The sequence below is a fragment of the Vibrio sp. 1S139 genome (assembly GCF_041439475.1).
Taxonomy (GTDB): domain Bacteria; phylum Pseudomonadota; class Gammaproteobacteria; order Enterobacterales; family Vibrionaceae; genus Vibrio; species Vibrio crassostreae_C.
The window spans coordinates 73,165-99,252 of the sequence record NZ_JBGOOD010000008.1; the positions used below are offsets into that span (position 1 = coordinate 73,165).

A 26,088-nucleotide genomic window follows, 5' to 3' on the forward strand; every position below is an offset into this window, starting at 1 on the left:
GGAAGTTAGAGTAAGATATGGCCGAAGAACAAGATGCACCTAAAGGGAAGAGCAAGCTCCTTATAATTATTATTGCCGTAGTTGTGTTACTGCTTGGTATAGGTGGTGCGCTGTACTTTTTCTTAGGTTCTGACGATAGCGCCTCTGAATCTCAGTCTCAGCCAGCAACGGCTGTGGTCGCTGCAGAGCCGGTTATGTATGTTAATATTCCTCAGCCCTTCTTGTTTAATGTTACAGGTGACAAAAAAGATCGCCTAGTTCAGATAAAAGCACAGCTCATGGTACGTGGCAGTAAGAATGAAGACCTGGCTCGTTACCACTCTCCACTTGTAGAAAGTACGCTACTGGCCACGTTCGCTTCGGCAACGGTTGATCAATTGCGCTCACCAACAGGCCGCGTGGAACTGCGTAATAAGGCAACAGAAGATATTAAAGCAAGCCTGGCTCAAGCTGTTGGCCAGCCTGTGATTGAAAAAGTGTTATTCACTGACTTCGTAATTCAATAGGTAATTTGTGACCGATTTATTAAGCCAAGACGAAATTGATGCGCTGTTACATGGTGTTGATGATGTTGAAGAAGTTGAAGATGTCTTAGAAACCGAAAATGACAATGCGGTCAATTTCGACTTCTCATCTCAAGATCGAATCGTCCGTGGTCGAATGCCGACCCTTGAACTTATTAACGAGCGCTTCGCACGTCATATGCGTATCAGCTTGTTTAATATGTTACGTAAAACGGCTGAAGTGTCGATCAACGGCGTACAGATGATGAAGTTTGGTGAGTACCAAAACACATTGTATGTACCCACCAGTTTAAACATGGTTCGTTTCCGTCCATTGAAAGGTACGGCACTCATCACCATGGAAGCTCGTCTGGTTTTCATTCTCGTAGAGAACTTTTTTGGCGGTGATGGTCGTTTCCACGCCAAGATTGAAGGTCGTGAATTCACGCCTACTGAAAGACGAATCATTCAGTTACTGCTGAAAATTGTTTTTGAAGATTACAAAGAAGCTTGGTCGCCAGTGATGGGGGTTGAGTTTGAATACTTGGATTCCGAAGTGAACCCAAGTATGGCGAACATTGTGAGCCCAACCGAAGTGATTGTTGTGAGTTCGTTCCACATTGAAGTGGATGGCGGTGGTGGTGACTTCCACGTTGTCATGCCTTACTCCATGGTTGAGCCGATCCGTGAACTGCTTGATGCGGGTGTTCAATCAGACAAGATGGAAACCGATGTTCGTTGGAGTACCGCACTGCGTGATGAGATTATGGATGTGCCCGTCAATTTCCGCGTGAATTTGCTAGAGCAAGATATTTCCCTTCGTGATCTGATGGAGCTGCGCCCTGGTGATGTTATCCCAATGAACATGCCTGAGCACGCAACCATGTTTGTCGAAGAACTGCCGACTTATCGTGTGAAAATGGGCCGTTCTGGTGAGAAGCTTGCAGTACAGATTTCGGAAAAAATTCAAAGACCACATGTGGTTAAAACTGATCTCGCTTTTCTAGGTAAAGACTTATTGTCTGAGCTCGAAAACAGTGATGATGACGACGAATAGTAAAATAGATAAAAGTATAGGAATTGGTAATGGAACCTAGTGAAGATCAAAAGCTAGCAGACGAATGGGCTGCAGCACTTGGTGAAGATCCTTCAGCGCCGTCAATTGATGTTGATGATGTGCTTGCGGCACCACTTGATGAGCTAACCGATTCATCATCTCCGATTTCTGAAGATGAGCGTCGTAAGCTGGATACCATTATGGATATTCCAGTGACTATTTCGATGGAAGTTGGTCGCTCTCAGATCAGTATCCGTAATTTACTTCAGTTGAACCAAGGTTCGGTTGTTGAGCTAGATAGAATTGCTGGTGAGTCACTGGATGTGATGGTAAACGGTACCTTGATTGCTCATGGTGAAGTGGTTGTGGTGAACGACAAGTTTGGTATTCGTTTGACTGACGTTATTAGCCAAACAGAACGAATTAAGAAGCTGCGTTAATGAGCTTTTTGTCTCAAAGACTTGCGGGCTCTTTTCTCGGAATGACAGGTTTGTTACGAGGAATCTTGGGAGTAGGGCTATTAACGGCTCCTTCCATTGCCTTTGCAGCAACACCGCCTTCTCTCGATTTAGCGACCACCTTTGGGTCGCTAATTTTCGTTATAGCCTTCATTTTATTTATTGCTTGGCTACTCAAGCGAATGCAAGTACCTGCGATGTCGAATCAACAAGGTTTGGCGATTGTTAGGCAAATCCCTGTTGGTACTAAAGAGCGTATCGCTATTGTGCAAGCGGGTGATGAACAGTTCTTGGTAGGGATTACCACACAATCGATTCAGCTGATCTCTAAGCTCGATAAACCTCTTACTCAGGAGATGCTGGAAAAAAGTACATTTTCAAGTCAGCTTTCCCAGCTAATAAAAAAAGATGCAAACAAGTAACGGACTTTTGAACTCCTCTTACTTTCACCAAGCCGGAGCTTTCCGAGCGGTGAAAGTGTGGTTGGTTCAGCTTATTCTCCTATGCTCAATCGTATTCAGTGTGTCGGTATTTGCACAAGCTGAAGACGGCACCGTCATTCCTGCGAATACCGCTGGCTCGGAATCGGTCACTATCAGCACGATGGAACAAGACCAAGCCAAATCGACAACCATGACCACGGGCAGCTTGACTGGCAATGGTGGCGGCATACCTGCCTTTACCATGACAACCAATGCCAATGGCGGTGAAGACTACTCGATTAACCTGCAAATTCTCGCGTTAATGACCATGCTTGGCTTCTTGCCGGCGATGGTGATTTTGATGACATCGTTCACTCGTATTGTGGTTGTGATGTCTATCTTGCGTCAGGCGATGGGTCTACAACAAACACCGTCTAACCAAGTCATTATTGGTATCGCGATATTCTTGACCTTCTTCATCATGTCGCCAGTGATTAATCAAGTTAACGAACAAGCAGTTCAGCCTTATCTTAATGAACAGATATCGGCACGACAGGCATTTGATGTTGCCCAAAAACCGATTAAATCCTTCATGCTCAAACAGACTCGAATCAAAGATCTTGAAACCTTTGTTGAGATTTCTGGCGCGGAAGTGACTAACCCTGAAGATGTTTCGATGGCGGTTCTGATTCCAGCATTTATCACATCGGAATTAAAAACGGCTTTCCAAATCGGATTTATGCTGTTCTTGCCTTTCCTAATCATCGACTTGGTGGTGGCATCGGTATTGATGGCTATGGGTATGATGATGTTGTCACCGATGATTGTATCGCTGCCGTTTAAGTTGATGCTGTTTGTTCTTGTTGATGGCTGGAACTTGATACTCTCCACACTCGCCGGCAGTTTTGCCTTGTAGCTGGGGGAATAATGAATCCTGAAATATTCGTAGAGTTGTTCCGAGATGCCCTTTGGATGGTATTAATCATGGTTTGCGCCATCATTATTCCTAGCCTGCTGATCGGTTTGGTTGTGGCTGTTTTCCAAGCTGCGACCTCAATCAACGAACAAACCCTGAGTTTCCTGCCGCGTTTGATCGTAACTTTGTTGGCGCTGATGCTATTCGCACACTGGATGACCCAGATGATGATGGAGTTCTTTTTTGAGCTCATCGAACGCTTGCCGCAAGTTCTGTATTAAACCGATATGGAATACCCAACGAGCCTTGTACTAGAGTGGTTAGCCAATTATTTTTGGCCATACACTCGCATCTCAGCGATGCTGATGGTGATGACGGTAACAGGGGCACGCTTCGTGTCGCCGCGTATTCGTCTGTATTTAGGCTTGGCGATCACTTTTGCGGTGATGCCTGCGATTCCGGCCGTTCCCAAAGAGATTGAACTTCTGTCCTTTCAAGGCTTCCTGACTGTCTTCGAGCAAATTGTGATTGGCGTGGCCATGGGTTTTGTTACCCAGTTCATGATTCAAACCTTTGTTATGCTGGGTCAGATCCTCGGTATGCAATCGAGCTTGGGTTTTGCATCAATGGTCGACCCGGCTAACGGGCAAAATACGCCGGTACTTGGTCAGCTGTTCATGCTGCTAGCGACCATGTTTTTTTTGGCGACCGATGGTCACTTGAAAATGCTGCAGCTGGTGGTGTTTAGTTTTAAGACCTTGCCGATTGGCAGTGGCTCTCTAACCTCTGTGGATTTTCGAGAGCTCGCGTTGTGGCTCGGCATCATGTTCAAAACGGCATTAGCGATGTCATTGTCGGGGATTATTGCGCTGCTAACGATTAACCTTTCTTTTGGTGTAATGACGCGTGCGGCACCTCAATTAAACATCTTTTCTTTGGGTTTTGCATTTGCGCTACTCGTGGGTCTGTTACTTTGTTGGTACATCCTTGGCGGCTTGTATAGTCACTATGAGCTATTCTGGATGCAGGGCGAACAACAGATATGTCGTCTAATCCGGTTAGATTGCTAGGAGACTGAAATGGCAGAGTCAGACGGTCAAGAACGCACAGAAGACGCCACGCCCAAACGCTTGCAACAGGCCAAAGAGAAAGGGCAGGTTGCAAGGTCAAAAGAGCTAGCGTCAGCATCGGTATTAATTGTCGGTGCGATTGCTTTAATGTGGTTTGGCGAATCGATGGCGAAGGCTTTGTTCGAGGCGATGCAACGCCTGTTCTCTTTGAGTCGCGACGAGATCTTTGACACTAACAAACTCCTAGAAATCGCTGGTGGTGCACTGGTGAACCTGCTGTTCCCGCTGTTTTTGATACTGATAACTTTGTTTGTTGCTGCCGTCATCGGCGCTGCGGGTGTCGGTGGGATTAACTTCTCAATGCAAGCGGCGATGCCAAAGGCGTCTAAGCTCAACCCACTCAGTGGTATCAAGCGTATGTTTGGCCTGCAAAGTTGGGTTGAACTGCTCAAGTCTATTCTTAAAGTAGCGCTCGTATCGGGGATGGCGATTTATCTGATTCAAGCCTCTCAGCATGATTTAATGCAGCTGAGCATGGACGTCTATCCACAAAACATCTTCCATGCCTTGGATATCTTGCTCAACTTTATTCTGTTGATCAGTTGTTCTTTGTTGATTGTTGTGGCGATTGATATCCCATTCCAGATTTGGCAACACGCTGATCAGCTGAAGATGACTAAGCAAGAGGTGAAAGACGAATTCAAAGACACCGAGGGTAAGCCTGAGGTGAAAGGTCGAATTCGCATGTTGCAAAGGGAGGCGGCTCAGCGTCGTATGATGGCCGATGTGCCGCAAGCGGACGTGATAGTCACCAACCCAGAGCACTTCTCAGTGGCGCTGCGCTACAAGCAGAATCAAGACAAAGCACCAATTGTGGTTGCTAAAGGTGTCGACCACATGGCGATGAAGATCCGAGAGATTGCGCGTGAAAATGACATCTATATCGTTCCAGCGCCGCCATTGGCGAGGGCGCTTTATCATACCACTGAGCTAGAACAACAAATTCCTGACGGTCTGTTTACAGCAGTTGCACAAGTGCTTGCATATGTTTTCCAGCTTAAACAGTACCGAAAACGAGGTGGTGAGCGACCAAAGCTGCAAGATTCTAATATGCCGATCCCACCTGATTTACGTCATTAGATCAATTGCTTGAGCTCTGCGTGATGAACCCTGATAATAGCGAGCTAGCTAATCTTCCTTTTATAGAGGTGATGGCGATAATTTGACGTGAGATGTTGGTACAGTGTTTGCTGTAGTAGCCTGAACATTATAAGCCCATAGCAAACAGCCCTGACTAAGACCTAATCCACTTGTTCAGAGAGCTACAACATAGCGAAACTGTCTAGATTTATGAAATTCTCCCTGCCTTTTGTGGACAAGCTACCTAAAATCCCTAACCGTGCCATGCCTGCGATTGGTGCACCTATTATGGTACTTGCAACGCTTGCTATGGTGGTGTTGCCCATTCCAGCTTTCTTGTTGGATATGTTCTTCACCTTCAACATTGCACTGTCTATGGTTGTGCTACTGGTCTCGGTATATACCCGCAGGCCTTTAGACTTCGCTGCATTCCCGACCGTCCTGCTGATTGCGACTCTACTTCGATTGGCCTTGAACGTTGCTTCGACACGTGTGGTATTGCTCCATGGTCACGAAGGTGGCGACGCGGCAGGTAACGTGATTGAAGCCTTCGGTAACGTGGTTATCGGTGGTAACTACGCGGTTGGTTTAGTGGTGTTCTTGATTCTTATGATCATCAACTTCATGGTTGTAACCAAAGGTGCGGGTCGTATCTCGGAAGTAAGCGCGCGTTTCACGTTAGACGCCTTACCGGGTAAACAGATGGCAATCGATGCCGACTTGAACGCAGGTTTGATCGACCAAGACCAAGCGCGTCTGAGACGTTTTGAAGTCACCAAAGAAGCTGACTTCTACGGTTCGATGGACGGTGCTTCTAAGTTTGTTAAAGGCGATGCGATCGCTGGTATCTTAATCTTATTCATCAACATCATTGGTGGCTTGAGCATTGGTATGGCTCAGTTTGATCTTGGTTTTGGTGAAGCAATCGAAATCTACACGCTACTGACTATCGGTGATGGTCTGGTTGCACAAATTCCATCTCTATTACTGTCTATTGCAGCTGCGATGATGGTAACGCGCCAAAATACTGATGAAGATATGGGTGAGCAACTTGTCTTCCAGATGTTCGACAATCCAAAAGCCTTGATGATCACCGCCGCCATCCTTGGCATCATGGGTATTGTTCCGGGTATGCCACATTTCTCGTTCTTGAGCCTTGCCATCGTTGCAGGCGCGGGGGCGTATTACATCGATAAAAAGAACAAGAAGAAGAAGGCGGAAGAGCCTAACCTTCCGGCGACAGTTGAAGCGAATGGAGAAGTAGGCTCTCAGAAGGAGCTCTCTTGGGATGATGTTCAACCTGTCGATATTATTGGTTTAGAAGTGGGTTACCGTTTAATTCCTTTGGTTGATAGAGACCAAGGTGGTGAATTGCTTGAACGCGTTAAAGGTGTGCGTAAAAAGCTGTCTCAAGACTTTGGTTTCTTGATCCCAGCGGTACACATTCGCGATAACCTAGAACTGACACCAAACAGCTACCGTATTACCCTGATGGGTGTTGCTGTGGGTGAAGCTGAGATTAAGCCAGACATGGAGCTCGCGATTAACCCGGGCCAAGTCTATGGCATGATCGATGGCGAGCCGACGATTGACCCTGCCTTTGGCCTTGAAGCGGTTTGGATTCGTGAAGAGCAGCGTGAACACGCACAAGCTCTAGGTTATACCGTTGTAGATTCTTCTACAGTACTGGCGACACACCTTAGCCAGCTGCTAACCAACAACGCATCGCAGCTCATTGGCCACGAAGAAGTTCAGAACTTACTTGAGATGCTCAGCCGCTCAACACCTAAGCTGGTGGAAGGTTTTGTACCGGATCAATTGCAGTTGGGTGTGGTTGTGAAAGTACTACAGAACCTGCTGAATGAAGCGATTCCAATTCGTGATATTCGAACCATAGTCCAAACTTTGTCGGAGTATTCAGGTAAGAGTCAAGAACCTGACATACTTACTGCGGCGGTTCGTATCTCATTGAAACGACTAATTGTTCAAGAAATCAATGGTATAGAACCAGAATTGCCAGTGATAACTTTGATTCCTGAGCTGGAACAAATCTTGCATCAAACCATGCAGGCATCCGGCGGAGAATCTGCTGGTATTGAACCTGGTTTAGCCGAACGTTTACAGACCTCCCTCAGCCACGCTACACAAGAGCAAGAGCTGAAAGGTGAGCCCGCGGTACTATTGACCTCTGGCGTGTTGCGTTCGACTCTGGCTAAGTTCGTGAAGAACACGATCCCAAGCTTACGAGTCTTGTCTTACCAAGAAATACCGGACGAAAAGCAGATACGTATCGTACAAGCTGTTGGTAATTAAGCCGCCTAATTAGAACGGACAATCGAATTGAAAATTAAACGATTTTTTGCAAAAGATATGCGAACGGCTCTGCTCCAAGTTAAAGAAGAACTTGGTTCAGAAGCGGTGATCATGTCTAACAAAAAGGTCGCAGGTGGCGTGGAAATTGTTGCCGCTATTGATGGCGAATCCAGCCCGTCGACAGCGAGCCAGAGACTAAATAAACCTCAGCAGCCTGCCCAAAGCCAATATACGCAAATGGCCGCGCCCGCAACTCCTGCAGGGCGACGTCAACTAGACGATGACAAGGTTAGCCTGCAGTCGAATGCTGAAGGTGGACGCTCAATGACCAAGCGCTTTGCGAATATGCTAAAGCAATACAGTCATGGCGCCGATGATGAGCCACAACATCGTGCTGGAAATGAAGATTCATTGTCAGCATTGCTCAATCGTCAATCAAGCACGGGTCATAAGCCTCATAGTCATCAGACTCAAAGCAATTTGCAGTCTCATGGCCATCAGCAATCTCACGGTAACCAACAGTCTCACGGAAATCTTGATTCTGCATTTGCTCGTGAAACGGGTTTGTCTAAGTTGATTGCTGAAGACCGCAGAGTAGAGCGCCCGACACCTCGCTTGGATCCTACCCGTTATGATCGTGGTCGAGAGAACACTCAGTCCAAAGGTTCTGATACTGAAATGGAAACGATGCGCGAAGAGATGACCTCAATTCGTCGTCTGTTAGAGCATCAAGTTTCTGGGTTGATGTGGCAAGAAGTTGAGCGCCGTGAACCACTGAGAGCCATGCTTATTAAGCGCCTTGAACGTATGGGTGTATCTGCAGAGCTTGCTGATCAAATGGCTTGCTACATTCCTGAAGATACTAAACCTGCACGTGCATGGAAGGCTCTGTTAGCTCTGGTTGCTGACCAAATCTCCGTTACACAAAAAGATATTTTAAAACGCGGCGGTATTGTGGCTCTACTTGGCCCAACCGGCGTGGGTAAAACAACGACTGTTGCAAAGCTAGCTGCACGTGCTGCCATGGAATATGGCGCTGATAACGTCGCACTAGTGACAACTGACACATATCGTATAGGTGCACATGAGCAGTTATCGATCTACGGCCGAATTATGGGTTGTCCTGTAAGAGTTGCTAAAGATTCTAGCGAACTGGCCGATGTAATATATCAGTTACGTAATCGTCGCCTGATTCTGGTCGATACTGCAGGCATGGGACAACGAGATGTTCGCCTATCTGAGCAGTTAGACACATTGATGCAAGAGAGTGGTTCCGTTATCAATAGCTACCTTGTGTTGCCTGCAACCGCGCAACGCAAAGTGCTGCAAGAAACAATTGAACACTTTAGAAGAATCCCGTTGTCGGGATGCATCATGACTAAGCTGGATGAATCCCTAAGTCTAGGTGAATTCATCAGTGTCGTAATACAAAATGCATTACCAGTTGCTTACATAGCAAATGGTCAACGAGTTCCTGAAGATATCGTTATAGCTCAGCCAAAGTACATGATTGCTAAGGCTAATGAGCTATTAGAAAAATCTACAGAGAATGAACCTCATTACTGGAATAGCGATTCTGAAGGGCTCTAGGCGGCGGATAAATATGAATGAAAATATGATACATGACCAAGCTAGCGGCCTCCGTCGCTTAACCAAGCCTTCACTCACAAAAGTTATCGCTGTAACCGGTGGTAAGGGAGGCGTTGGTAAATCTAATGTGACGTTAGGTATGGCTATTTGCATGGCGCGCCAAGGCAAAAAAGTCATGGTGCTAGATGCCGATTTAGGACTAGCGAACGTCGATATCATGCTAGGTATTCGTTCTAAACGAAACCTTGGGCATGTGTTGGCTGGCGAATGTGAACTTAAGGATGCGATTGTCGAAGGGCCGCACGGAATTAAAATTATTCCAGCGACATCGGGCACTCAAAGCATGACTGAACTTTCACACGCACAGCATGCTGGTTTGATTCGCGCATTCGGTTCGCTTGAAGACGAGATGGATATCTTGTTGGTTGATACCGCAGCCGGTATTTCGGACATGGTGATCAGCTTCTCAAGAGCGGCGCAAGACGTGGTTGTCGTGGTATGTGATGAACCTACCTCGATCACGGATGCATATGCTTTGATTAAGCTTTTAAGCAGAGAACACCAAGTTCAGCGATTCAAAGTTGTTGCAAATATGGTCAGAAGCTACCGCGAAGGCCGAGAATTATTTGCAAAGTTGACTTTGGTCACAGAGCGCTTCTTGAATGTGAGCCTCGAACTCGTAGCATGTATTCCTTTAGATGATAAAGTACGTCAATCAGTCAAGAGACAGAAAATCGTAGTCGATGCGTTTCCTCGCTCTCCAGCTGCATTGGCAATCAGCTCTTTGGCTAACAAAGCCTTGACCTGGCCAATACCAAAAACACCGAGCGGACACTTGGAGTTCTTTGTTGAAAGGCTGCTGAATCGTACTGAATTTATAGAGGAACCATTTGGTGAATAAAGCGCTTACTTACGACCAACACGCTAATCACAATAGCCAACAGGCTTTTTTTGAGAAGTACTCTGTGTTGGTTAAACGTATCGCTCATCACTTGTTGGGGCGATTACCGCCTAATGTATTGGTTGATGACTTAATTCAAGCTGGCATGATCGGCTTGATTGAAGCGCAACAAAACTATGATGGTACCAAAGGCGCAAGCTTTGAGACGTATGCTGGTATTCGGATTCGCGGGGCAATGTTGGATGACATTCGCCGTGGGGACTGGGTGCCGAGATCGGTTCATAAGAACAATCGAGAAATCAGCAGTGCAATTGCGGAATTAGAGGGTATCCTCAACCGCGACCCGAGTGATGCCGAAGTGGCAAAACACATGGGGCTTAGTTTAGAGCAGTATCACAGTGCTTTAACTGATATTAATTGCTCAAGACTGGTTGGAATTGAAGATTTAGGCGTCTCAGATGATGTAATATCTCCGAATGGAGACTCTCAAGATAATACGCCTTTTCAAGGGGTTGCTGATGAGTCATTCCGCCAAGCTTTGATCGATTCGATAAAACAACTTCCGGAAAGGGAAGGCCTTGTGCTTTCGCTTTATTACGACGAAGAACTCAATTTAAAAGAGATTGGGGAAGTGTTAGGTGTCAGCGAATCTCGTGTCAGCCAAATACTGAGCCAATCTATGCAGCGTTTACGCACTAAGTTAAGTGCTTGGACACAGAACGACTAACAACACTGATCCTATTCAGTGGAGGCTAATTTGAACAAAAACATGAAAATTCTCATTGTTGATGATTTTTCAACGATGCGCCGAATTGTTAAAAACCTACTTCGCGATTTAGGTTTCAACAACACTCAAGAAGCAGATGATGGCTTGACCGCGTTACCTATGCTGAAAAAAGGCGAATTTGATTTCGTGGTAACTGACTGGAACATGCCAGGCATGCAAGGGATTGACCTGCTTAAACACATTCGCGCAGACGCAGAACTTAAGCACCTTCCAGTGCTTATGATCACAGCTGAAGCGAAGCGTGAGCAGATCATCGAAGCTGCGCAAGCGGGTGTTAATGGTTACATTGTGAAGCCTTTCACTGCTGCAACGCTGAAAGAGAAACTTGATAAGATTTTTGATCGCTTATAAGCATCAATAAATTTAGGCACTTCTAGGTAAACACTGACTGATAAGTTATCTGTTTATCTCGATAGCCTAAGCGCACAAAGTATGCGGAGTAAGGCCGAATTCAGGATGATTTCATTAGAACAAGCAAAAAAATTAGTAGAGCTGCTTGAGAACGATGAGCAGCAAAATGCTGATTCTCTTGTGAGAAGCATTTATGAAGATAACTTTAGTCTTCAAGACAATCCAATGCTTCAAGAAATAGGAAGTCTGACACGCGACCTCCACGACTCTTTGACTCAATTCAATTTCGATGAACGCATCAGCGTTATCGCAAATGACGAAATCCCTGATGCAAGGGATCGCCTTCAGTATGTCATTGATAAAACGGAAGTTGCGGCAAATAAGACGATGGACGCTGTCGATCGCTGTATGCCAATCGCAGACAACCTACACGAGTGTTTACTTCAAGTAAGGCCTCAATGGAATGAACTGATGCATGGCCGCATTGAGCTGGCACAATTTAAAGCTTTATGTCACCGCATTGATGGATTGCTTGTCCAAGTAGAAGGCGACAGTACTGAACTACGCGGACAATTGACTGAAATCTTGATGGCTCAGGATTTCCAAGATTTAACTGGGCAGATAATCAGCAAAGTTATTACCTTGGTGAATGAGGTGGAAGGACGTTTGGTCGAGATTCTCACGGTATTCGGTGCGAATCAAAAAGAGCCAACTCCAGAGTCAGAGAAGAAAGCATCGATTGCGCCTGAAGGTCCAATTATGAACCCAGAAGAGCGCGAAGACGCTGTCGCATCTCAAGATGAAGTCGACGATTTGTTATCCAGTCTTGGATTTTAAAGGTAACGTATGAGCTACGATTTAGACGAAGATATTCTTCAGGACTTTTTAGTCGAAGCAGGAGAGATCCTTGAACTCCTATCAGAACAACTGGTAGAGCTTGAGAATAACCCTGACGACAAAGACCTATTAAATGCTATTTTCCGTGGTTTCCATACAGTAAAAGGTGGTGCTGGTTTCCTAGCATTAACTGAGCTGGTGGATACTTGTCATGGTGCTGAGAATGTGTTCGACATTCTGCGAAACGGCCAACGCAGCGTAACATCAGGTTTGATGGATACCATGCTGCAGGCGCTAGATACAGTCAATGTACAGTTTCGCGCCGTGCAAGATCAGGAACCTTTAGTGCCAGCCGACCAATCTTTATTGGATGAACTTCACCGTCTCTGTAAACCAGAGTCTGCGGATGAAGTGGCACCAGTAGAAGCGCCTGCACCTATTATCCCTGAACCTGTTGTTGCAGCGCCTGAGCCTGTTATTGCTCCGGAACCTACTGCTGAAAGCTCAAACATCAATGCATCTTCAGTCGATGATATCTCTGAAGATGAGTTTGAACGCTTGCTTGATGAGCTTCACGGTAAAGGTGGTTCACCAACAGCGCCTTCTGCACCAACACCGCCGCCAGCACCCGCTGCACCTCAGTCTGTTGCTGACAGTGGTGATATTACTGATGACGAATTTGAAAAGTTATTAGATGAATTGCACGGTGCGGGTAAGAGCCCGACAGCGGCAAGTTCAACGCCTCCTCCACCGCCAACGCCGCCAGCAGCACCTGTTTCGGCGATGTCTGAAGGCGATGATCTGATGACTGACGAAGAGTTCGAGAAGTTACTTGACCAACTACATGGCTCAGGTAATGGACCTTCGATTGAAGAATTGGATGCCGCGACTAAGCCAGCAGAAGTTAAGGCAGTAGCACCTCAAGCTGCGCCTAAACCTGCTGCGCCAGTTGCCGTTAAAGCTGAGCCAAAACCGAGCGCTCCAGCAAAAGCTGAAGTTAAAGTGCCGGCTAAGAAGCAACAAGCTGAAGCGACAGTTCGTGTTGATACATCAACACTGGACACCATCATGAACATGGTGGGTGAACTGGTATTGGTGCGTAACCGACTAGTCAGCCTAGGCCTCAACAGCAACGACGAAGAAATGTCGAAAGCTGTCTCTAACTTAGATGTTGTTACTGCAGACCTTCAAGGTGCGGTAATGAAGACTCGTATGCAGCCGATCAAGAAAGTATTTGGTCGCTTCCCACGAGTTGTCCGTGACCTTGCTCGTAGCTTGAAGAAAGACATCGTTCTTGAAATGCGTGGCGAAGAAACGGACCTTGATAAAAACTTAGTAGAAGCACTTGCTGATCCCCTGATTCACTTGGTGAGAAACTCTGTCGATCATGGTATTGAAATGCCAAACGACCGTGTTGCTGCGGGTAAATCACAAACGGGTAAAGTGATTCTGTCTGCCTCTCAAGAAGGTGACCACATTGAACTGGCTATCGTTGATGACGGTGGCGGTATGGACCCTGATAAGCTTCGTGCTATCGCGGTTAAACGTGGCCTGATGGATGAAGATGCAGCGTCTCGCTTATCAAATAAAGAGTGTTTTAACCTGATTTTTGCTCCTGGCTTCTCAAGCAAAGAGCAGATCTCGGATATCTCTGGTCGTGGTGTGGGTATGGACGTTGTGAAAACAGCGATCAACACACTGAACGGCTCTATTGATATTGATTCAGAAATGGGACAGGGCACCAAGATCACCATCAAGGTTCCACTAACCCTAGCGATTCTACCAACCTTGATGGTCGGTGTTGCCGGTCATCCATTTGCATTGCCATTGGCTTCTGTAAACGAGATCTTCCACCTAGATTTAAGCCGCACAAACGTGGTTGATGGCCAGCTGACGATTATCGTTCGCGATAAGTCTATTCCGTTGTTCTACTTGCAAAACTGGCTTGCTCCTAAAGCGGGTATTGTTGAGCTGCGTAAAGGGCACGGCCATGTTGTTATCGTACAACTTGGTAGCCAACGTGTTGGTTTTGTTGTCGATACGCTTATCGGTCAAGAAGAAGTCGTGATCAAGCCGCTTGATAAGCTTCTGCAAGGCACGCCAGGAATGGCAGGTGCGACAATTACAAGTGACGGACACATTGCATTGATTCTAGATGTGCCGGACTTGTTGAAGCAGTACGCAGCTGCGTCAAGAATTTAATTTAAGGATAAATATGGCGATTAAAGTATTAGTCGTTGATGATTCGAGTTTCTTTCGTCGTCGCGTTAGCGAGATCATCAACTCAGAGGCTCGCCTAGAAGTCATTGATGTAGCAGTAAACGGTAAAGAAGCCGTTGAAAAAGCGAAACAGCTAAGACCTGACGTAATCACGATGGATATTGAAATGCCTGTCATGGACGGTATCACTGCCGTTCGTGAAATCATGGCCGCGTCTCCAACGCCTATTTTGATGTTTTCATCGTTAACGCATGATGGAGCGAGAGCAACGTTAGATGCGTTAGATGCAGGTGCTCTCGACTTCCTTCCTAAGAAGTTTGAAGACATTGCACGTAACCGCGACGATGCAGTTGCATTGCTTCAACAGCGTGTGATTCAGATTGCAGCGAAGCGTGCGTTTATGCGCCGTGCTCCTATTGCGCCGAGAGCGACTGCGACGACTGCAACATCTACGCCATTGCGCCAACCGATTTCAACAGCAGCTTCGACTTCGACAGCGAAGCCTGCGGTTGCATCAACGGCGAAATTCAGAGCGTCAGGTAAGAAGTATCAATTAACAGCAATTGGTACGTCGACTGGCGGCCCTGTTGCTCTACAGAAGATTTTGACTCGCATCCCTGCTAACTATCCACACCCAATTGTGTTAGTTCAGCATATGCCAGCAACATTCACTGCTGCTTTTGCGAGCCGATTGAACACCTTGTGTAAGATTGAAGTTCGCGAAGCGCAAGACGGTGATGTGTTAAAACCTGGCGTGGCGTATCTTGCTCCGGGTGGTAAACAGATGATGGTGGATGGCCGCGCAGGGTCTGCACGTCTAAGAATTATCGATGGCGGCGACCGCATGAACTACAAGCCTTGTGTGGATGTCACATTCGGCTCTGCAGCGAAGATCTACGGCGACAAAGTGTTGTCTATGATCCTGACTGGTATGGGCGCAGATGGTCGAGAAGGTTCGCGTATGTTGAAAACTGCGGGCTCGACAATTTGGGCACAAGACGAAGATAGCTGTGTTGTATATGGTATGCCTCAAGCTGTAGCAAAAGCTGGCATTTCTACTGAAGACCTCCCTCTAGACCGTATCGCGGAAAGGATCTTGGTCGAAGTTGGGTTAGCTTAGGTAAATCGAAATGATTGTTTGGAGTGTTGCAAACCAAAAAGGTGGTGTTGGTAAAACGACCACGACCGTGACTCTAGCAGGTTTACTTGCGTTGAAGGGGCACCGTGTTCTGTTGGTTGATACTGACCCACATGCATCACTGACCACCTATCTGGGTTACGATTCAGATACGGTGGAATCGAGCCTGTTTGATCTGTTCCAGCTGCGTGAATTTAACGCGCAGACGGTAAGACCTTTGCTTTTACAAACGGAAGTCGAAGGTATCGATATTATCCCTGCGCATATGTCTTTGGCGACATTAGACCGTGTAATGGGAAATCGAAGCGGCATGGGGTTGATCTTGAAGCGTGCTTTGGCCGCTTTAAAAGATGACTACGACTATGTGTTGATCGATTGCCCGCCAATTCTTGGTGTGATGATGGTCAATGCATTGGCTGCAAGCGATCGTATATTGATTCCGGTACAGACGGAATTTTTGGCGATGAAGGGCTTAGAGCGCATGATTCGCACTTTGACCATTATGCAGAAGTCGCGCAAAACACCGTTTAAGGTGACGATTGTCCCGACGATGTACGACAAGCGAACCAAAGCCTCACTGCAAACATTAACGCAGCTCAAAGATGATTACCCAAACCAAGTTTGGACGTCTGCTGTGCCGATTGATACCAAGTTTCGAGATGCGAGCCTAAAGCGCTTGCCAGCCTCTCATTTTGCATCGGGTAGCCGTGGTGTATTTGCTTATAAACAGTTGCTTATTTATCTCGAAAGGTTGGCGATAAATGAGCGCGAATAAAGAATCAACAATGGCGCAGCCAAGTATCTCTAGTGAACAAGCACTGGATGATTACTTTACTGCGTTATTAGGCGATGAAAGCTTTGAATCTGACGATTTTTTTGTTGACGAGTCGAGCGACGAATCACAATCTGAAGAGCCAGAGCCAGAGCCAGAGCCAGAGCCAGAGCCAGAGCCAGAGCCAGAGCCAGAGCCAGAGCGCCAATTTTCGAGTCACCACTCAAGCTACGCAGAAATACGCGCGGCTGAGTTTGAGGTTCCTAACCTTGAGGATGTTCAGAAACTACTGAGTCGTTTAGAGGCGACCAATGTTGTTGATGAACTGAACCTTGATGAGTTGATGGATCAGAACACCCGGAAAATCGCCCAGCAAGCTGACATGCAAATGTTTGATGCTGCGGTTGAGTCTGTTCAAGTGTTTGAAGAGCCAGAGATTCAAGATTGGAATCTTCCAGAACCCGATTTATCAATTGTTGTAGAGCCACCTGTTGAATCGCAGCAAATTGAAGAGTTACAAGCTGAATCGCTGGAGACGGAACAAGTAGAAGTTAAGGCTGTTGAGCCTGAACTTGACGTTCCTGATCCCGAGACAGTTATTGAACCCGAAACTCAAGCCGGAGGTGCTGACCAGTTTACCTCTTGGGAAAGTACGGTTCGCAAAGAAGACTTTCAAGTTTTGTATTTTGATGTAAACGGCGTGACCTTTGCGGTGCCACTTGATGAGCTTGGCGGCATCCATCGCCTTGAAGAGTTAAGTCATATCATTGGTAAGCCAGCTTGGTATTTAGGTTTACAAACCAACCGTGATAGTCAGCTAGATGTGGTCGACACCGCAAAATGGGTGATGTCTGAGAAACTATCAGGTGACGAATACAAAGAAAACTATCAATATATAGTGATGCTTGGAGAAAGCTTGTGGGGCCTTGCGGGCACAGAGCTCAAAGGCACCGAGCTACTTAATACAGACAAAGTACGTTGGCGAGAAATGGCAGGGAAACGCCCATGGCTCGCTGGTATGGTAAAAGAAAAAATGTGTGCTTTGATTCATGTTGAAGCATTAATCGCCATGCTAAACGCAGGGCTAGATGTAAAAGCATTAAGCTAGTAATAAGCATTGGGCTAACAATAAGCATCAAGTTAATAATAGTGGTCGGTAACGACGGCAAGAGGATTATCTATGTCTCATATGAGTGAAGTTGAAGTAAGAAAAGAGCAAACGAATGATGAAGTACTTCAATGGGTGACTTTCCAGCTAGAAGAAGAAACTTACGGCATCAACGTAATGCAAGTACGTGAAGTACTACGTTACAGCGAAATTGCTCCAGTACCGGGTGCTCCAGATTACGTTCTAGGTATTATTAACCTACGTGGTAACGTTGTTACTGTTATCGACACTCGTTCTCGCTTTGGTTTGATGCAAGGTGAAATCACAGACAACACTCGTATCATCGTTATTGAATCTGAGCGTCAAGTAATTGGCATTCTAGTAGATAGCGTTGCTGAAGTGGTTTACCTGCGTTCTTCTGAAATCGACACAACGCCAAGTGTTGGTACTGATGAAAGTGCTAAGTTCATCCAAGGTGTAAGTAACCGAGATGGCAAGCTACTTATCTTAGTAGATCTAAACAAACTACTAAGCGAAGACGAATGGGATGAGATGGCTCACCTGTAATGTTTGAAGCGCTTCCTTTAAGCCCTGTCGCTCTGATATCAGGCGTTGGGGTTTTTACGTTATTTATCCTGATTTTGATTAGCAAAGTAAAACGTGCGATTCAAAAGCAGCTCGATCAGTCACGCCTGCAAGTTCGTAACTTGGACAAAGAGCTTCAAAAATCGAGTAAGCAATTACTTGAGGTTCGCTCTGTTGTGGTTGGCCTTGGCCAGAAAGTGACTGAACAACAAGATCTTATCAAACATTTGAATGAACGTATTGTTGAGCTGGAACATGCGGATACCGATGGACGTTTGTACACACGTGCAACGAAAATGGTTCAGCTTGGCGCTGGGATTAACGAGTTAATTGAAGAATGTGAATTACCCAAAGCAGAAGCTGAGCTGATGATGTCTCTGCAGAACAAGCTTGCTGGTAAAGAGAAAATTCCTTCATTACGAAGCGACCCTTCATCGTACGATCAGCAACCCGATGCCTCTCGCGATCGCAGAGACCCGCCTCGACGTCGTTAAATTGAGCGCTTAATTCGTATTGAGCAATTGATGTTTATTACGTATTCCTCTTAAAAGAAGCTTCGGCTTCTTTTTTTATGCCTGTCCGATCTATATAGAACGATGTTTATAAGTGCTTGTATCTACGACAATATCTTGTTTGTTGATGAAAATGTGTAAATTGTGATGAGGTGGTAACAGTTTCTTACCGACTTTGTTCTATCGAAAACGCCTAGTCCTGTTTTGTCACCATGTTGGTGTGCTACTATAGCGCTCTCATTACTCGACTAAATTTACCTATGCTAGAAGTCTCAAATTTAACTGCTATTCGTGACGACAGGATTCTGTTTGAATCGTTGTCTTTTCAATTGAAACCAGGTGAGCTGGTTCAAGTTGAAGGTCGTAACGGTACCGGGAAAACGACACTCCTTAGGATTATTACTGGCTTAGGCGATCGCGATGACGGCACTATCTCTTGGGACGGTGAGTCTATTGAATCGAGTCGAGATGTTTATCATCAAAATTTACTTTTTCTTGGTCACCAAACAGGCGTAAAGCGCGAGCTTAGTGCTTATGAGAATTTGAGCTTTTATCAGTCGATTCACAGTGGCGGTACCAGCAAAGAAGAGCTTTATCACGCGCTGGCTCAAGTCGGGCTTGCGGGCAGAGAAGACGTACCTGCGGGGCAACTTTCAGCAGGCCAACAACGCCGAGTTGCGTTGGCTCGCCTTTGGTTGAGCAAGCAAATGTTGTGGATTCTTGATGAGCCGCTGACTGCCATTGATAAGCAGGGCGTGAAAGTTCTCGAATCTCTTTTTTCTCAGCATGCAGACAACGGTGGCATTGTGTTGTTAACCACACACCAAGATATGTTTGCTGATAGCCCGAAACTAAGAAAAATAAAGTTGGGTGAGTAATATGATCTCTTCAATGACCACGATTATCCGACGCGAACTGCTTATCGCGTTTCGACGTCAAGCGGATATCTTTAACCCTTTGTGGTTCTTCATCATTGTTATCACGCTTTTCCCTTTGAGTATTGGCCCAGAGCCAAACCTACTTGCGCGTATTGCTGCGGGTATTGTTTGGGTGGCCGCTTTGCTCTCTGCATTGCTCTCTTTAGAGCGTCTTTTCCGTGATGATTTTCAAGATGGTGCCCTTGAACAGATGATGCTGATGCCAATCCCGTTGCAGTTGGTAGTATTGTCCAAAGTCATAGCACACTGGTTGTTGACCGGGTTACCATTGATTTTAATCAGCCCATTATTGGCTGTTTTGTTGTCTTTAGATTTTGATACATGGCTCTCAGTTGTGTTGACCTTGCTGGTAGGAACACCCGCATTGAGTTTTATTGGTGCGATTGGTGTTGCGTTAACCGTTGGGTTACAGAAGGGCGGAGTCCTGTTAAGCCTGTTAATCTTGCCGCTTTACATCCCCATTTTAATCTTCGCGACGTCAGCAATTGACGCTGCGGCTTTGGGCGTTGCATACAACGGTCAATTGGCGGTGCTTGGGGCAATGTTAATGGGTGCGATGACTATGACGCCTTTTGCGATCAGTGCCGCACTTAGAGTAAGTGTGAACTGATTGGGGTTCCGTTATCGTATAGCCAATGTGAACCAAATGTGTCGATTGGACTCATAGAGTCAATAAAACTGAAAGCAAGACAAATAAAATTATTATAATTATAGCTTTAATAGCTGTAAGCAATATGAAGTAAGAGTGAGATTACAACATGTGGAAATGGCTCCATCCCTATGCCAAAGCAGAAACCTCTTATCAGCTTGCTGGTAAACTTTTGCCATGGTTTTCGATCCTAGCGCTATTGTGTCTATCCGTCGGTACCGTGTGGGGGCTTGCATTTGCGCCTTCTGATTACCAACAAGGCGATAGCTTCCGTATCATCTACATCCATGTTCCGTCTGCAATCTGGTCGATGGGCGTTTACATGTCGATGGCGATTGCTGCCTTTATCGGTTTGGTATGGCAGGTAAGGCTATCAGACATGGCCGCACTGGCGATGGCACCGATTGGCGCTGTGTTTACCTTCATTGCGTTACTAACTGGCGCAGTTTGGGGTAAACCAATGTGGGGTGCTTGGTGGGTTTGGGATGCGCGTTTAACCTCAGAGCTGATTCTTCTATTCCTATACTTGGGTGTGATCGCACTACACCACGCTTTTGACGACCAAAAAACAGCAGCGAAAGCGGCGGGTATCTTGGCTATCGTAGGCGTGATTAACCTCCCTATCATTCACTTCTCTGTAGAGTGGTGGAATACACTTCATCAAGGCGCGACCATTACTAAGTTCGCAAAACCTTCGATCTCAAGTGACATGCTATGGCCGCTTCTTCTTAACATCTTCGGCTTCGCCTTTTTCTTTGGTGCTGTGACTATGGTTCGTTTCCGTAACGAAATCATCAGTAAAGAGAGTCACCGTCCATGGGTTCGCAAGCTTGCGGCCGAAAAAGCGTAGTAGGGTAGGTAATTATGTATTTTGAATCTTTGAGTGATTTCTTTGCCATGGGGGGCTACGCCTCATATGTATGGAGTGCATTTGGAATCACATTTCTCGCGATGATCATTTTACTGGTCGTAAGCGTTCGTCGTGGTAAGCAATTACTAAATGAAGTACAAGCTAAGATTGATCGTCAGGCTCGTATCGATGCAGCAAAAAATATGGAGAACACTCTATGAACCCAAGACGTAAAAAGAGGCTGGGCATTGTCTTAGCGATCTTTTTTGGTATCAGTGCGACTGTTGGATTGATGGTTTACGCACTTAACCAGAACATGGATCTGTTCTACACACCAACTGAGCTGGTCAACGGCAAAGATGGTAAGAAACCTGAAGTTGGTCAACGCCTACGTATTGGTGGCATGGTCGTAGTCGGCTCTGTAAGCCGTGACAATGAATCACTACGTGTAAGCTTCGATTTGGCGGATGTAGGCCCTAAAGTAACAATTCTATACGATGGTATCCTTCCTGATCTTTTCCGTGAAGGCCAAGGTATTGTTGCTCAGGGTGTCCTTAAAGATGCGACGACAATCGAAGCGTTTGAGGTGTTGGCAAAGCACGATGAAGAGTACATGCCTTCTGAAGTTGCGGAAGCAATGAAGAAAACCCATGAGCCTTTGCAATACACGACTGAACAAAAAGAAGGAAATGCTCAATGATAGCCGAGATCGGCCATTTTGCGATGATCCTGTCCTTGGGACTTGCATTGCTGCTAAGCGTGCTCCCATTGTATGGAGCCGCTCGAAATAACACATTATTGATGAACAGCGCACGACCGTTGTCGTGGGGTATGTTCGGATTCTTAGCGATTTCGTTCTTTATCTTGTGTTACGCGTTTTACACAAATGATTTTACGATTCAATACGTAGCAAGTAACTCAAACAGCCAACTACCTTGGTACTACCGAATTACGGCGGTTTGGGGTGCGCACGAAGGTTCATTACTGCTTTGGGTTCTTATCCAAGCGGGTTGGACTGTAGCAGTAGCGACATTCAGTCGTGGTATGCCTCAAGAGTCTGTGGCTCGCGTTTTGGCTATCATGGGTCTGATTACTGTCGGCTTTTTGCTGTTCATTATCGTGACGTCTAACCCGTTCTTACGTACATTGCCTTTCTTCCCTGTTGATGGCCGTGACCTGAACCCACTACTGCAAGATCCGGGTTTGATTATTCACCCGCCAATGCTTTACATGGGTTATGTAGGTTTCTCTGTTGCGTTCTCTTTCGCAATCGCTTCTCTAATGAGTGGTCGTCTTGATACGGCATGGGCTCGTTGGTCGCGTCCTTGGACAATCGCAGCTTGGTTATTCCTAACGGTAGGTATCGCACTAGGTTCATGGTGGGCTTACTACGAACTTGGCTGGGGTGGCTGGTGGTTCTGGGATCCAGTAGAAAACGCTTCATTCATGCCTTGGTTGGCTGGTACTGCTCTAATGCACTCACTAGCGGTAACTGAAAAGCGTGGCACATTTAAAGCTTGGACAGTACTGCTGGCTATCTCTGCATTCTCGCTAAGCTTACTGGGGACATTCTTAGTTCGTTCGGGCATCTTGGTATCGGTTCACGCATTCGCGTCAGATCCTGCTCGTGGTATGTTTATTCTAGGTTTCCTAGTCTTTGTTATCGGTGGTTCACTGCTGTTGTTTGCTATTAAAGGCGCATCGGTTCGTGTTCGCGGTAACTTCGATCTGGTTTCTCGTGAAAACGCCCTGCTTGGTAACAACATCTTACTGATTGCAGCGCTTGTCGTTGTGTTAGTAGGTACGCTACTGCCATTAGTTCACAAACAGTTAGGCTTGGGCTCGGTATCTATCGGTGCACCATTCTTTGATATGTTGTTCTTCTGGTTAATGATCCCGTTCTCGTTCCTGCTTGGTATCGGTCCTCTGATCCGATGGAAACGTGACAACCTGTCTAAGCTTGTTAAACCAATGCTGATTTCAGGTGCATTCTCACTTGGCTTGAGTGCGCTAATGGTTGCTCTACTGGCTGACCGCTTCAGTGGTACTGCGTTTGCTGGTTGGGTAATGGCGTTCTGGATCATCTTCATGCACGGCTTTGAGCTGCATGAGCGTGCGACTCACCGTCATACATTCTTGAAAGGTCTAACTAAGCTACCTCGTAGCCACTGGGCAATGATGTGTGGTCACATAGGTTTAGCCGTGACAGTGATTGGTATCGCGATGGTGCAAAACTACAGCATCGAACGTGATGTACGTCTGGCGCCAGGTGAAAGCTACCAGCTTGAAGAATACAGCTTCCTGTTTACAGGGGTTCGTGACAAAGATGGTCCTAACTACGATGGTTACATTGCTGACTTTGAAATTACTAAAGAAGGCAAATACATCAACACGCTTCACGCTGAAAAACGTTTCTACACCACAGCTAAGTCTATGATGACAGAAGCAGCGATTGACCGTGGCGTAACGCGCGACCTTTACATTGCAATGGGTGAACGTTTAGACGACAACAAATCTTGGGCTGTACGTATCTACTACAAACCATTTGTACGTTGGATCTGGGCAGGTTCTTTGATTATGTCGATTGGTGGCGCTATTGCTATCAGTGACCGTCGTTACCGTTTCCGTAAGCCAACCAAAAAGTCGGCTGAAGAGCAGGAGGCTTAATTCGAATGAACAAGAAGATTTTATTCATTCCATTGATTGCGTTCATGGTTCTAGCTGGAATCTTTGCAACGCAATTAATGCGCAACCAGTCGGGCGATGACCCAACTAAGCTAGAATCCGTATTGATTGGTAAGCCTGTTCCTGAGTTTGGTCTAGAAGACTTAGAACAACCAGGTAAGTTTCATGATCAAGCGATCTTTAAAGGCGAGCCACTGCTTCTTAACGTGTGGGCGACTTGGTGTCCTACTTGTTATGCAGAGCACTCTTACCTGAACAAGCTTGCGGATCAAGGCGTTAAGATTATTGGTCTTAACTACAAAGATGATCGCAACAAAGCGGTTGGTTGGCTAAAAGAGTTGGGTAACCCGTACCTAATTAGCCTGTTTGATGGTAATGGCATGCTAGGCCTTGACCTTGGCGTGTATGGCGCGCCTGAAACTTTCCTAATCGATGCTAACGGCGTAGTTCGCTACCGCCATGTTGGTGACGTGAACCCAACCAACTGGGCATCGACGCTTGAGCCGATGTATCAAGAGTTGTTGGAGGAATCGAAATGATTAGAAAGGCATTGATTACTCTATTCGCTACGTTCGCAATTTCAGCGACTGTTTCTGCTGCGCCTATCGAGTTCCATGAATTTGATACCGTAGATCAAGAACAGCAGTTTAAAGAGTTGAGTAATACGCTACGTTGCCCTAAATGTCAGAACAACACGATTGGTGATTCGAATGCTGAGCTAGCGGTCGACTTACGCCAAAAAGTGTACGAGATGACAAAAGACGGCAAGTCTGAGCAAGAAATTATTGATTACATGATTGCTCGTTACGGTAACTTTGTAACGTACAACCCGCCACTGACCTTAGCTACATCGATCCTTTGGATTGGTCCGTTTGCGGTTGTTGTGTTTGGATTTGGTTTGATTATTTTACGAAGCAGAAAGTCAAAATCAAAAGCAGCAGTAGAGTCAGATAAAGACTGGGATGCAGACAAAGAAGCTCGCTTAAAAGCGTTACTCGATGAAGAGAACGACGGAGATAAGAAGTAATGACTCTATTTTGGATTTCTACCATTATCCTTTCGCTAGCGGCAATTTTCTTAATTGTTCTGCCTTTCATTAACAAGAAGGCAAACAATGACGAGATGCTTCGCGACGAGTTGAATAAAGCGTTCTATAAAGACCGTCTTGTCGAGTTAGAAGTAGAAGCAGAGGAAGGTCTTGTTGATAACCAACAAGAACTGATCGCTGATTTGAAACAGTCTCTGCTTGATGATGTTCCTGCACAAGAAGAGGTGAAGAAAACTCAAATCTCTACGCTTGGTGTGGTTGTACCGTCGATCATTCTTGTCGTCGTTGTGACTTATGGTTTGTACTTTAAGTTCGGTGCACTGGACAAAGTTCAGCACTGGCAAGAAGTGAGCTCGAACCTTCCTGAATTGTCTAAAAAGCTAATGTCATCGGAAGGTGGTGCACTAACGGATGATGAACTGGAAGATTTGACTCTGGCGCTTCGTACTCGTCTGCATTACCAACCAAAAGATTCAACAGGTTGGTTACTACTCGGTCGTATTGCACTGGCTAACCGTGATGCTGAAACAGCAAAAGATTCTATGGAGCGAGCTTACAAGCTTGAACCTAAGAATGAAGATGTTCAGTTAGGTTTCGCACAAGCACTGATGCTTTCACCTGATGAAGCGGATCAAAACCAAGCTCGTTTGATTTTGAGCCGTTTGATTCAAAACGATTACGTCGACCTTCGTGTGTTCTCACTGCTAGCGTTCGATGCATTTGAGCGTCAAGACTACCCGGGTGCTGTGAAGTACTGGAGCATCATGCAACAGATGATTGGTCCACAAGACAGTCGCTATGAAATGCTTTCGCGCAGTATTGAAAGTGCTCAGAAGAAAATGGGCGACACTATGGGTGTCGACCAAGGTAAGACTGTTGCTGTAACGCTCGATCTATCTGCAGACGTGAATGCTGACCCTAACTCAGTGTTAATTGTGTCAGTACACAGAGCTGATGGTTCTCCAATGCCTATCGCAGCGGCACGCTACCCACTAGGGACTTTCCCTCGTACGGTTGTGCTAGATGACGGCAACAGCATGCTGGAAGGGCAAGAGCTGTCTAGCCTTGAAACACTGATGGTTAGAGCTAGGCTTGATACAGACGGCAACGTTTCAACTCGCGAAGGTGATTGGTACGGTGAAAGTGAAGTGGTTGAATTGGGCGCTCCAGTTACCATTGATATCAATAAGCAATATTAATCATCACTTTGCATAGGTGTTATCTATTCCGATTTGCAG

The 26,088-nt window shown here is 46.1% G+C and carries 29 protein-coding genes; all 29 read left to right on the plus strand.

What is annotated here, in order from left to right; all coding sequences use genetic code 11:
• Positions 1-17: 17 nt before the first annotated feature.
• The 29 genes from fliL to ccmI all read left to right on the plus strand — a co-directional run bounded on the left by fliL (position 18) and on the right by ccmI (position 26,049).
• Positions 18-506 (plus strand): flagellar basal body-associated protein FliL, encoded by a 489-nt coding sequence (gene fliL, locus ACED46_RS04850; protein WP_017060677.1) that lies wholly within the window; start codon positions 18-20, stop codon positions 504-506.
• Between the two features lie 7 nt (positions 507-513).
• On the plus strand, positions 514-1,560 hold the full coding sequence (gene fliM / locus ACED46_RS04855) for a flagellar motor switch protein FliM (protein WP_017060676.1): 1,047 nt from the start codon (positions 514-516) through the stop codon (positions 1,558-1,560).
• Positions 1,561-1,589: 29 nt separating this feature from the next.
• A complete protein-coding gene (fliN, locus tag ACED46_RS04860; protein WP_004739851.1) occupies positions 1,590-2,000 on the plus strand; it encodes a flagellar motor switch protein FliN in 411 nt (136 codons plus the stop codon).
• Positions 2,000-2,440, plus strand: coding sequence for a flagellar biosynthetic protein FliO (gene fliO / locus ACED46_RS04865; RefSeq protein ID WP_017060675.1), 441 nt, complete (start codon positions 2,000-2,002; stop codon positions 2,438-2,440). The genes fliN and fliO overlap by 1 nt, the downstream gene beginning before the upstream one ends.
• Entirely contained in the window at positions 2,427-3,356 is a 930-nt protein-coding gene (gene fliP / locus ACED46_RS04870; protein ID WP_017064117.1) for a flagellar type III secretion system pore protein FliP, read from the plus strand. The genes fliO and fliP overlap by 14 nt, the downstream gene beginning before the upstream one ends.
• Before the next feature lie 11 nt (positions 3,357-3,367).
• Positions 3,368-3,637, plus strand: coding sequence for a flagellar biosynthesis protein FliQ (gene fliQ / locus ACED46_RS04875; protein WP_029235191.1), 270 nt, complete (start codon positions 3,368-3,370; stop codon positions 3,635-3,637).
• 6 nt (positions 3,638-3,643) lie between these two features.
• A complete protein-coding gene (gene fliR / locus ACED46_RS04880; RefSeq protein WP_017060672.1) occupies positions 3,644-4,426 on the plus strand; it encodes a flagellar biosynthetic protein FliR in 783 nt (260 codons plus the stop codon).
• A gap of 9 nt (positions 4,427-4,435) precedes the next feature.
• Entirely contained in the window at positions 4,436-5,566 is a 1,131-nt protein-coding gene (gene flhB / locus ACED46_RS04885; RefSeq protein WP_017064116.1) for a flagellar biosynthesis protein FlhB, read from the plus strand.
• Between the two features lie 210 nt (positions 5,567-5,776).
• Positions 5,777-7,879, plus strand: coding sequence for a flagellar biosynthesis protein FlhA (flhA, locus tag ACED46_RS04890; RefSeq protein ID WP_371720997.1), 2,103 nt, complete (start codon positions 5,777-5,779; stop codon positions 7,877-7,879).
• A gap of 27 nt (positions 7,880-7,906) precedes the next feature.
• The gene (gene flhF / locus ACED46_RS04895) at positions 7,907-9,469 is read left to right on the plus strand and encodes a flagellar biosynthesis protein FlhF (RefSeq protein ID WP_136979577.1); all 1,563 of its coding nucleotides are present in this window, start codon (positions 7,907-7,909) and stop codon (positions 9,467-9,469) included.
• 13 nt (positions 9,470-9,482) lie between these two features.
• Positions 9,483-10,370, plus strand: coding sequence for a MinD/ParA family protein (locus ACED46_RS04900; protein WP_017060668.1), 888 nt, complete (start codon positions 9,483-9,485; stop codon positions 10,368-10,370).
• A complete protein-coding gene (locus ACED46_RS04905; RefSeq protein ID WP_371720998.1) occupies positions 10,363-11,097 on the plus strand; it encodes an RNA polymerase sigma factor FliA in 735 nt (244 codons plus the stop codon). Before ACED46_RS04900 ends, ACED46_RS04905 begins: the two co-directional genes overlap by 8 nt.
• Positions 11,098-11,139: 42 nt before the next feature.
• Entirely contained in the window at positions 11,140-11,508 is a 369-nt protein-coding gene (cheY, locus tag ACED46_RS04910) for a chemotaxis response regulator CheY (protein WP_016767062.1), read from the plus strand.
• A 105-nt stretch (positions 11,509-11,613) separates the two neighbouring features.
• The gene (locus ACED46_RS04915; RefSeq protein WP_017064113.1) at positions 11,614-12,345 is read left to right on the plus strand and encodes a protein phosphatase CheZ; all 732 of its coding nucleotides are present in this window, start codon (positions 11,614-11,616) and stop codon (positions 12,343-12,345) included.
• A 9-nt stretch (positions 12,346-12,354) separates the two neighbouring features.
• Positions 12,355-14,547 (plus strand): chemotaxis protein CheA, encoded by a 2,193-nt coding sequence (locus tag ACED46_RS04920; protein WP_017064112.1) that lies wholly within the window; start codon positions 12,355-12,357, stop codon positions 14,545-14,547.
• Positions 14,548-14,560: 13 nt separating this feature from the next.
• Complete coding sequence (locus ACED46_RS04925) at positions 14,561-15,685, plus strand: chemotaxis response regulator protein-glutamate methylesterase (protein ID WP_017060664.1); 1,125 nt, start codon at positions 14,561-14,563, stop codon at positions 15,683-15,685.
• Positions 15,686-15,695: 10 nt separating this feature from the next.
• Positions 15,696-16,478, plus strand: coding sequence for a ParA family protein (locus tag ACED46_RS04930; protein WP_017064111.1), 783 nt, complete (start codon positions 15,696-15,698; stop codon positions 16,476-16,478).
• On the plus strand, positions 16,465-17,583 hold the full coding sequence (locus tag ACED46_RS04935; RefSeq protein WP_371720999.1) for a chemotaxis protein CheW: 1,119 nt from the start codon (positions 16,465-16,467) through the stop codon (positions 17,581-17,583). The genes ACED46_RS04930 and ACED46_RS04935 overlap by 14 nt, the downstream gene beginning before the upstream one ends.
• Before the next feature lie 72 nt (positions 17,584-17,655).
• The gene (locus ACED46_RS04940) at positions 17,656-18,150 is read left to right on the plus strand and encodes a chemotaxis protein CheW (RefSeq protein ID WP_017064109.1); all 495 of its coding nucleotides are present in this window, start codon (positions 17,656-17,658) and stop codon (positions 18,148-18,150) included.
• A complete protein-coding gene (locus ACED46_RS04945; RefSeq protein WP_017060660.1) occupies positions 18,150-18,662 on the plus strand; it encodes a DUF2802 domain-containing protein in 513 nt (170 codons plus the stop codon). Before ACED46_RS04940 ends, ACED46_RS04945 begins: the two co-directional genes overlap by 1 nt.
• Positions 18,663-18,940: 278 nt before the next feature.
• The gene (gene ccmA, locus ACED46_RS04950; protein WP_017060659.1) at positions 18,941-19,558 is read left to right on the plus strand and encodes a cytochrome c biogenesis heme-transporting ATPase CcmA; all 618 of its coding nucleotides are present in this window, start codon (positions 18,941-18,943) and stop codon (positions 19,556-19,558) included.
• A gap of 1 nt (position 19,559) precedes the next feature.
• On the plus strand, positions 19,560-20,228 hold the full coding sequence (gene ccmB, locus ACED46_RS04955) for a heme exporter protein CcmB (protein ID WP_017060658.1): 669 nt from the start codon (positions 19,560-19,562) through the stop codon (positions 20,226-20,228).
• Positions 20,229-20,376: 148 nt separating this feature from the next.
• Complete coding sequence (locus tag ACED46_RS04960) at positions 20,377-21,117, plus strand: heme ABC transporter permease (protein ID WP_102332830.1); 741 nt, start codon at positions 20,377-20,379, stop codon at positions 21,115-21,117.
• A gap of 14 nt (positions 21,118-21,131) precedes the next feature.
• Positions 21,132-21,338: a heme exporter protein CcmD gene (ccmD, locus tag ACED46_RS04965; protein WP_009848525.1), complete on the plus strand. Its 207-nt coding sequence runs from the start codon at positions 21,132-21,134 to the stop codon at positions 21,336-21,338.
• Positions 21,335-21,817 carry a cytochrome c maturation protein CcmE gene (gene ccmE / locus ACED46_RS04970; RefSeq protein WP_008218324.1) on the plus strand — a complete coding sequence of 161 codons (483 nt, stop codon included), beginning with the start codon at positions 21,335-21,337 and terminating at the stop codon, positions 21,815-21,817. The genes ccmD and ccmE overlap by 4 nt, the downstream gene beginning before the upstream one ends.
• On the plus strand, positions 21,814-23,784 hold the full coding sequence (locus tag ACED46_RS04975; RefSeq protein ID WP_371721000.1) for a heme lyase CcmF/NrfE family subunit: 1,971 nt from the start codon (positions 21,814-21,816) through the stop codon (positions 23,782-23,784). Before ccmE ends, ACED46_RS04975 begins: the two co-directional genes overlap by 4 nt.
• A gap of 5 nt (positions 23,785-23,789) precedes the next feature.
• Positions 23,790-24,341: a DsbE family thiol:disulfide interchange protein gene (locus ACED46_RS04980; protein WP_017060653.1), complete on the plus strand. Its 552-nt coding sequence runs from the start codon at positions 23,790-23,792 to the stop codon at positions 24,339-24,341.
• Complete coding sequence (locus tag ACED46_RS04985) at positions 24,338-24,829, plus strand: cytochrome c-type biogenesis protein (protein WP_065583667.1); 492 nt, start codon at positions 24,338-24,340, stop codon at positions 24,827-24,829. The genes ACED46_RS04980 and ACED46_RS04985 overlap by 4 nt, the downstream gene beginning before the upstream one ends.
• Positions 24,829-26,049 carry a c-type cytochrome biogenesis protein CcmI gene (gene ccmI / locus ACED46_RS04990; protein ID WP_371721001.1) on the plus strand — a complete coding sequence of 407 codons (1,221 nt, stop codon included), beginning with the start codon at positions 24,829-24,831 and terminating at the stop codon, positions 26,047-26,049. The genes ACED46_RS04985 and ccmI overlap by 1 nt, the downstream gene beginning before the upstream one ends.
• Positions 26,050-26,088: the final 39 nt, after the last annotated feature.

What these genes read in the sequence shown, in the direction of transcription:
- cheY (WP_016767062.1), top strand. Translation starts at nt 11,140, where the DNA reads ATGAAAATTCTCATTGTTGATGATTTTTCAACGATGCGCCGAATTGTT.
- ACED46_RS04915 (WP_017064113.1), top strand. Translation starts at nt 11,614, where the DNA reads ATGATTTCATTAGAACAAGCAAAAAAATTAGTAGAGCTGCTTGAGAAC.
- ccmD (WP_009848525.1), top strand. Translation starts at nt 21,132, where the DNA reads ATGTATTTTGAATCTTTGAGTGATTTCTTTGCCATGGGGGGCTACGCC.
- fliL (WP_017060677.1), top strand. Translation starts at nt 18, where the DNA reads ATGGCCGAAGAACAAGATGCACCTAAAGGGAAGAGCAAGCTCCTTATA.
- ACED46_RS04935 (WP_371720999.1), top strand. Translation starts at nt 16,465, where the DNA reads ATGAGCGCGAATAAAGAATCAACAATGGCGCAGCCAAGTATCTCTAGT.
- fliR (WP_017060672.1), top strand. Translation starts at nt 3,644, where the DNA reads ATGGAATACCCAACGAGCCTTGTACTAGAGTGGTTAGCCAATTATTTT.
- ACED46_RS04985 (WP_065583667.1), top strand. Translation starts at nt 24,338, where the DNA reads ATGATTAGAAAGGCATTGATTACTCTATTCGCTACGTTCGCAATTTCA.
- ccmI (WP_371721001.1), top strand. Translation starts at nt 24,829, where the DNA reads ATGACTCTATTTTGGATTTCTACCATTATCCTTTCGCTAGCGGCAATT.
- ACED46_RS04975 (WP_371721000.1), top strand. Translation starts at nt 21,814, where the DNA reads ATGATAGCCGAGATCGGCCATTTTGCGATGATCCTGTCCTTGGGACTT.
- ACED46_RS04920 (WP_017064112.1), top strand. Translation starts at nt 12,355, where the DNA reads ATGAGCTACGATTTAGACGAAGATATTCTTCAGGACTTTTTAGTCGAA.
- fliN (WP_004739851.1), top strand. Translation starts at nt 1,590, where the DNA reads ATGGAACCTAGTGAAGATCAAAAGCTAGCAGACGAATGGGCTGCAGCA.
- flhB (WP_017064116.1), top strand. Translation starts at nt 4,436, where the DNA reads ATGGCAGAGTCAGACGGTCAAGAACGCACAGAAGACGCCACGCCCAAA.
- ACED46_RS04940 (WP_017064109.1), top strand. Translation starts at nt 17,656, where the DNA reads ATGTCTCATATGAGTGAAGTTGAAGTAAGAAAAGAGCAAACGAATGAT.
- ACED46_RS04930 (WP_017064111.1), top strand. Translation starts at nt 15,696, where the DNA reads ATGATTGTTTGGAGTGTTGCAAACCAAAAAGGTGGTGTTGGTAAAACG.
- ACED46_RS04960 (WP_102332830.1), top strand. Translation starts at nt 20,377, where the DNA reads ATGTGGAAATGGCTCCATCCCTATGCCAAAGCAGAAACCTCTTATCAG.
- ACED46_RS04925 (WP_017060664.1), top strand. Translation starts at nt 14,561, where the DNA reads ATGGCGATTAAAGTATTAGTCGTTGATGATTCGAGTTTCTTTCGTCGT.
- flhA (WP_371720997.1), top strand. Translation starts at nt 5,777, where the DNA reads ATGAAATTCTCCCTGCCTTTTGTGGACAAGCTACCTAAAATCCCTAAC.
- ACED46_RS04980 (WP_017060653.1), top strand. Translation starts at nt 23,790, where the DNA reads ATGAACAAGAAGATTTTATTCATTCCATTGATTGCGTTCATGGTTCTA.
- ccmB (WP_017060658.1), top strand. Translation starts at nt 19,560, where the DNA reads ATGATCTCTTCAATGACCACGATTATCCGACGCGAACTGCTTATCGCG.
- fliO (WP_017060675.1), top strand. Translation starts at nt 2,000, where the DNA reads ATGAGCTTTTTGTCTCAAAGACTTGCGGGCTCTTTTCTCGGAATGACA.
- ACED46_RS04945 (WP_017060660.1), top strand. Translation starts at nt 18,150, where the DNA reads ATGTTTGAAGCGCTTCCTTTAAGCCCTGTCGCTCTGATATCAGGCGTT.
- ccmA (WP_017060659.1), top strand. Translation starts at nt 18,941, where the DNA reads ATGCTAGAAGTCTCAAATTTAACTGCTATTCGTGACGACAGGATTCTG.
- ccmE (WP_008218324.1), top strand. Translation starts at nt 21,335, where the DNA reads ATGAACCCAAGACGTAAAAAGAGGCTGGGCATTGTCTTAGCGATCTTT.
- fliP (WP_017064117.1), top strand. Translation starts at nt 2,427, where the DNA reads ATGCAAACAAGTAACGGACTTTTGAACTCCTCTTACTTTCACCAAGCC.
- ACED46_RS04900 (WP_017060668.1), top strand. Translation starts at nt 9,483, where the DNA reads ATGAATGAAAATATGATACATGACCAAGCTAGCGGCCTCCGTCGCTTA.
- fliQ (WP_029235191.1), top strand. Translation starts at nt 3,368, where the DNA reads ATGAATCCTGAAATATTCGTAGAGTTGTTCCGAGATGCCCTTTGGATG.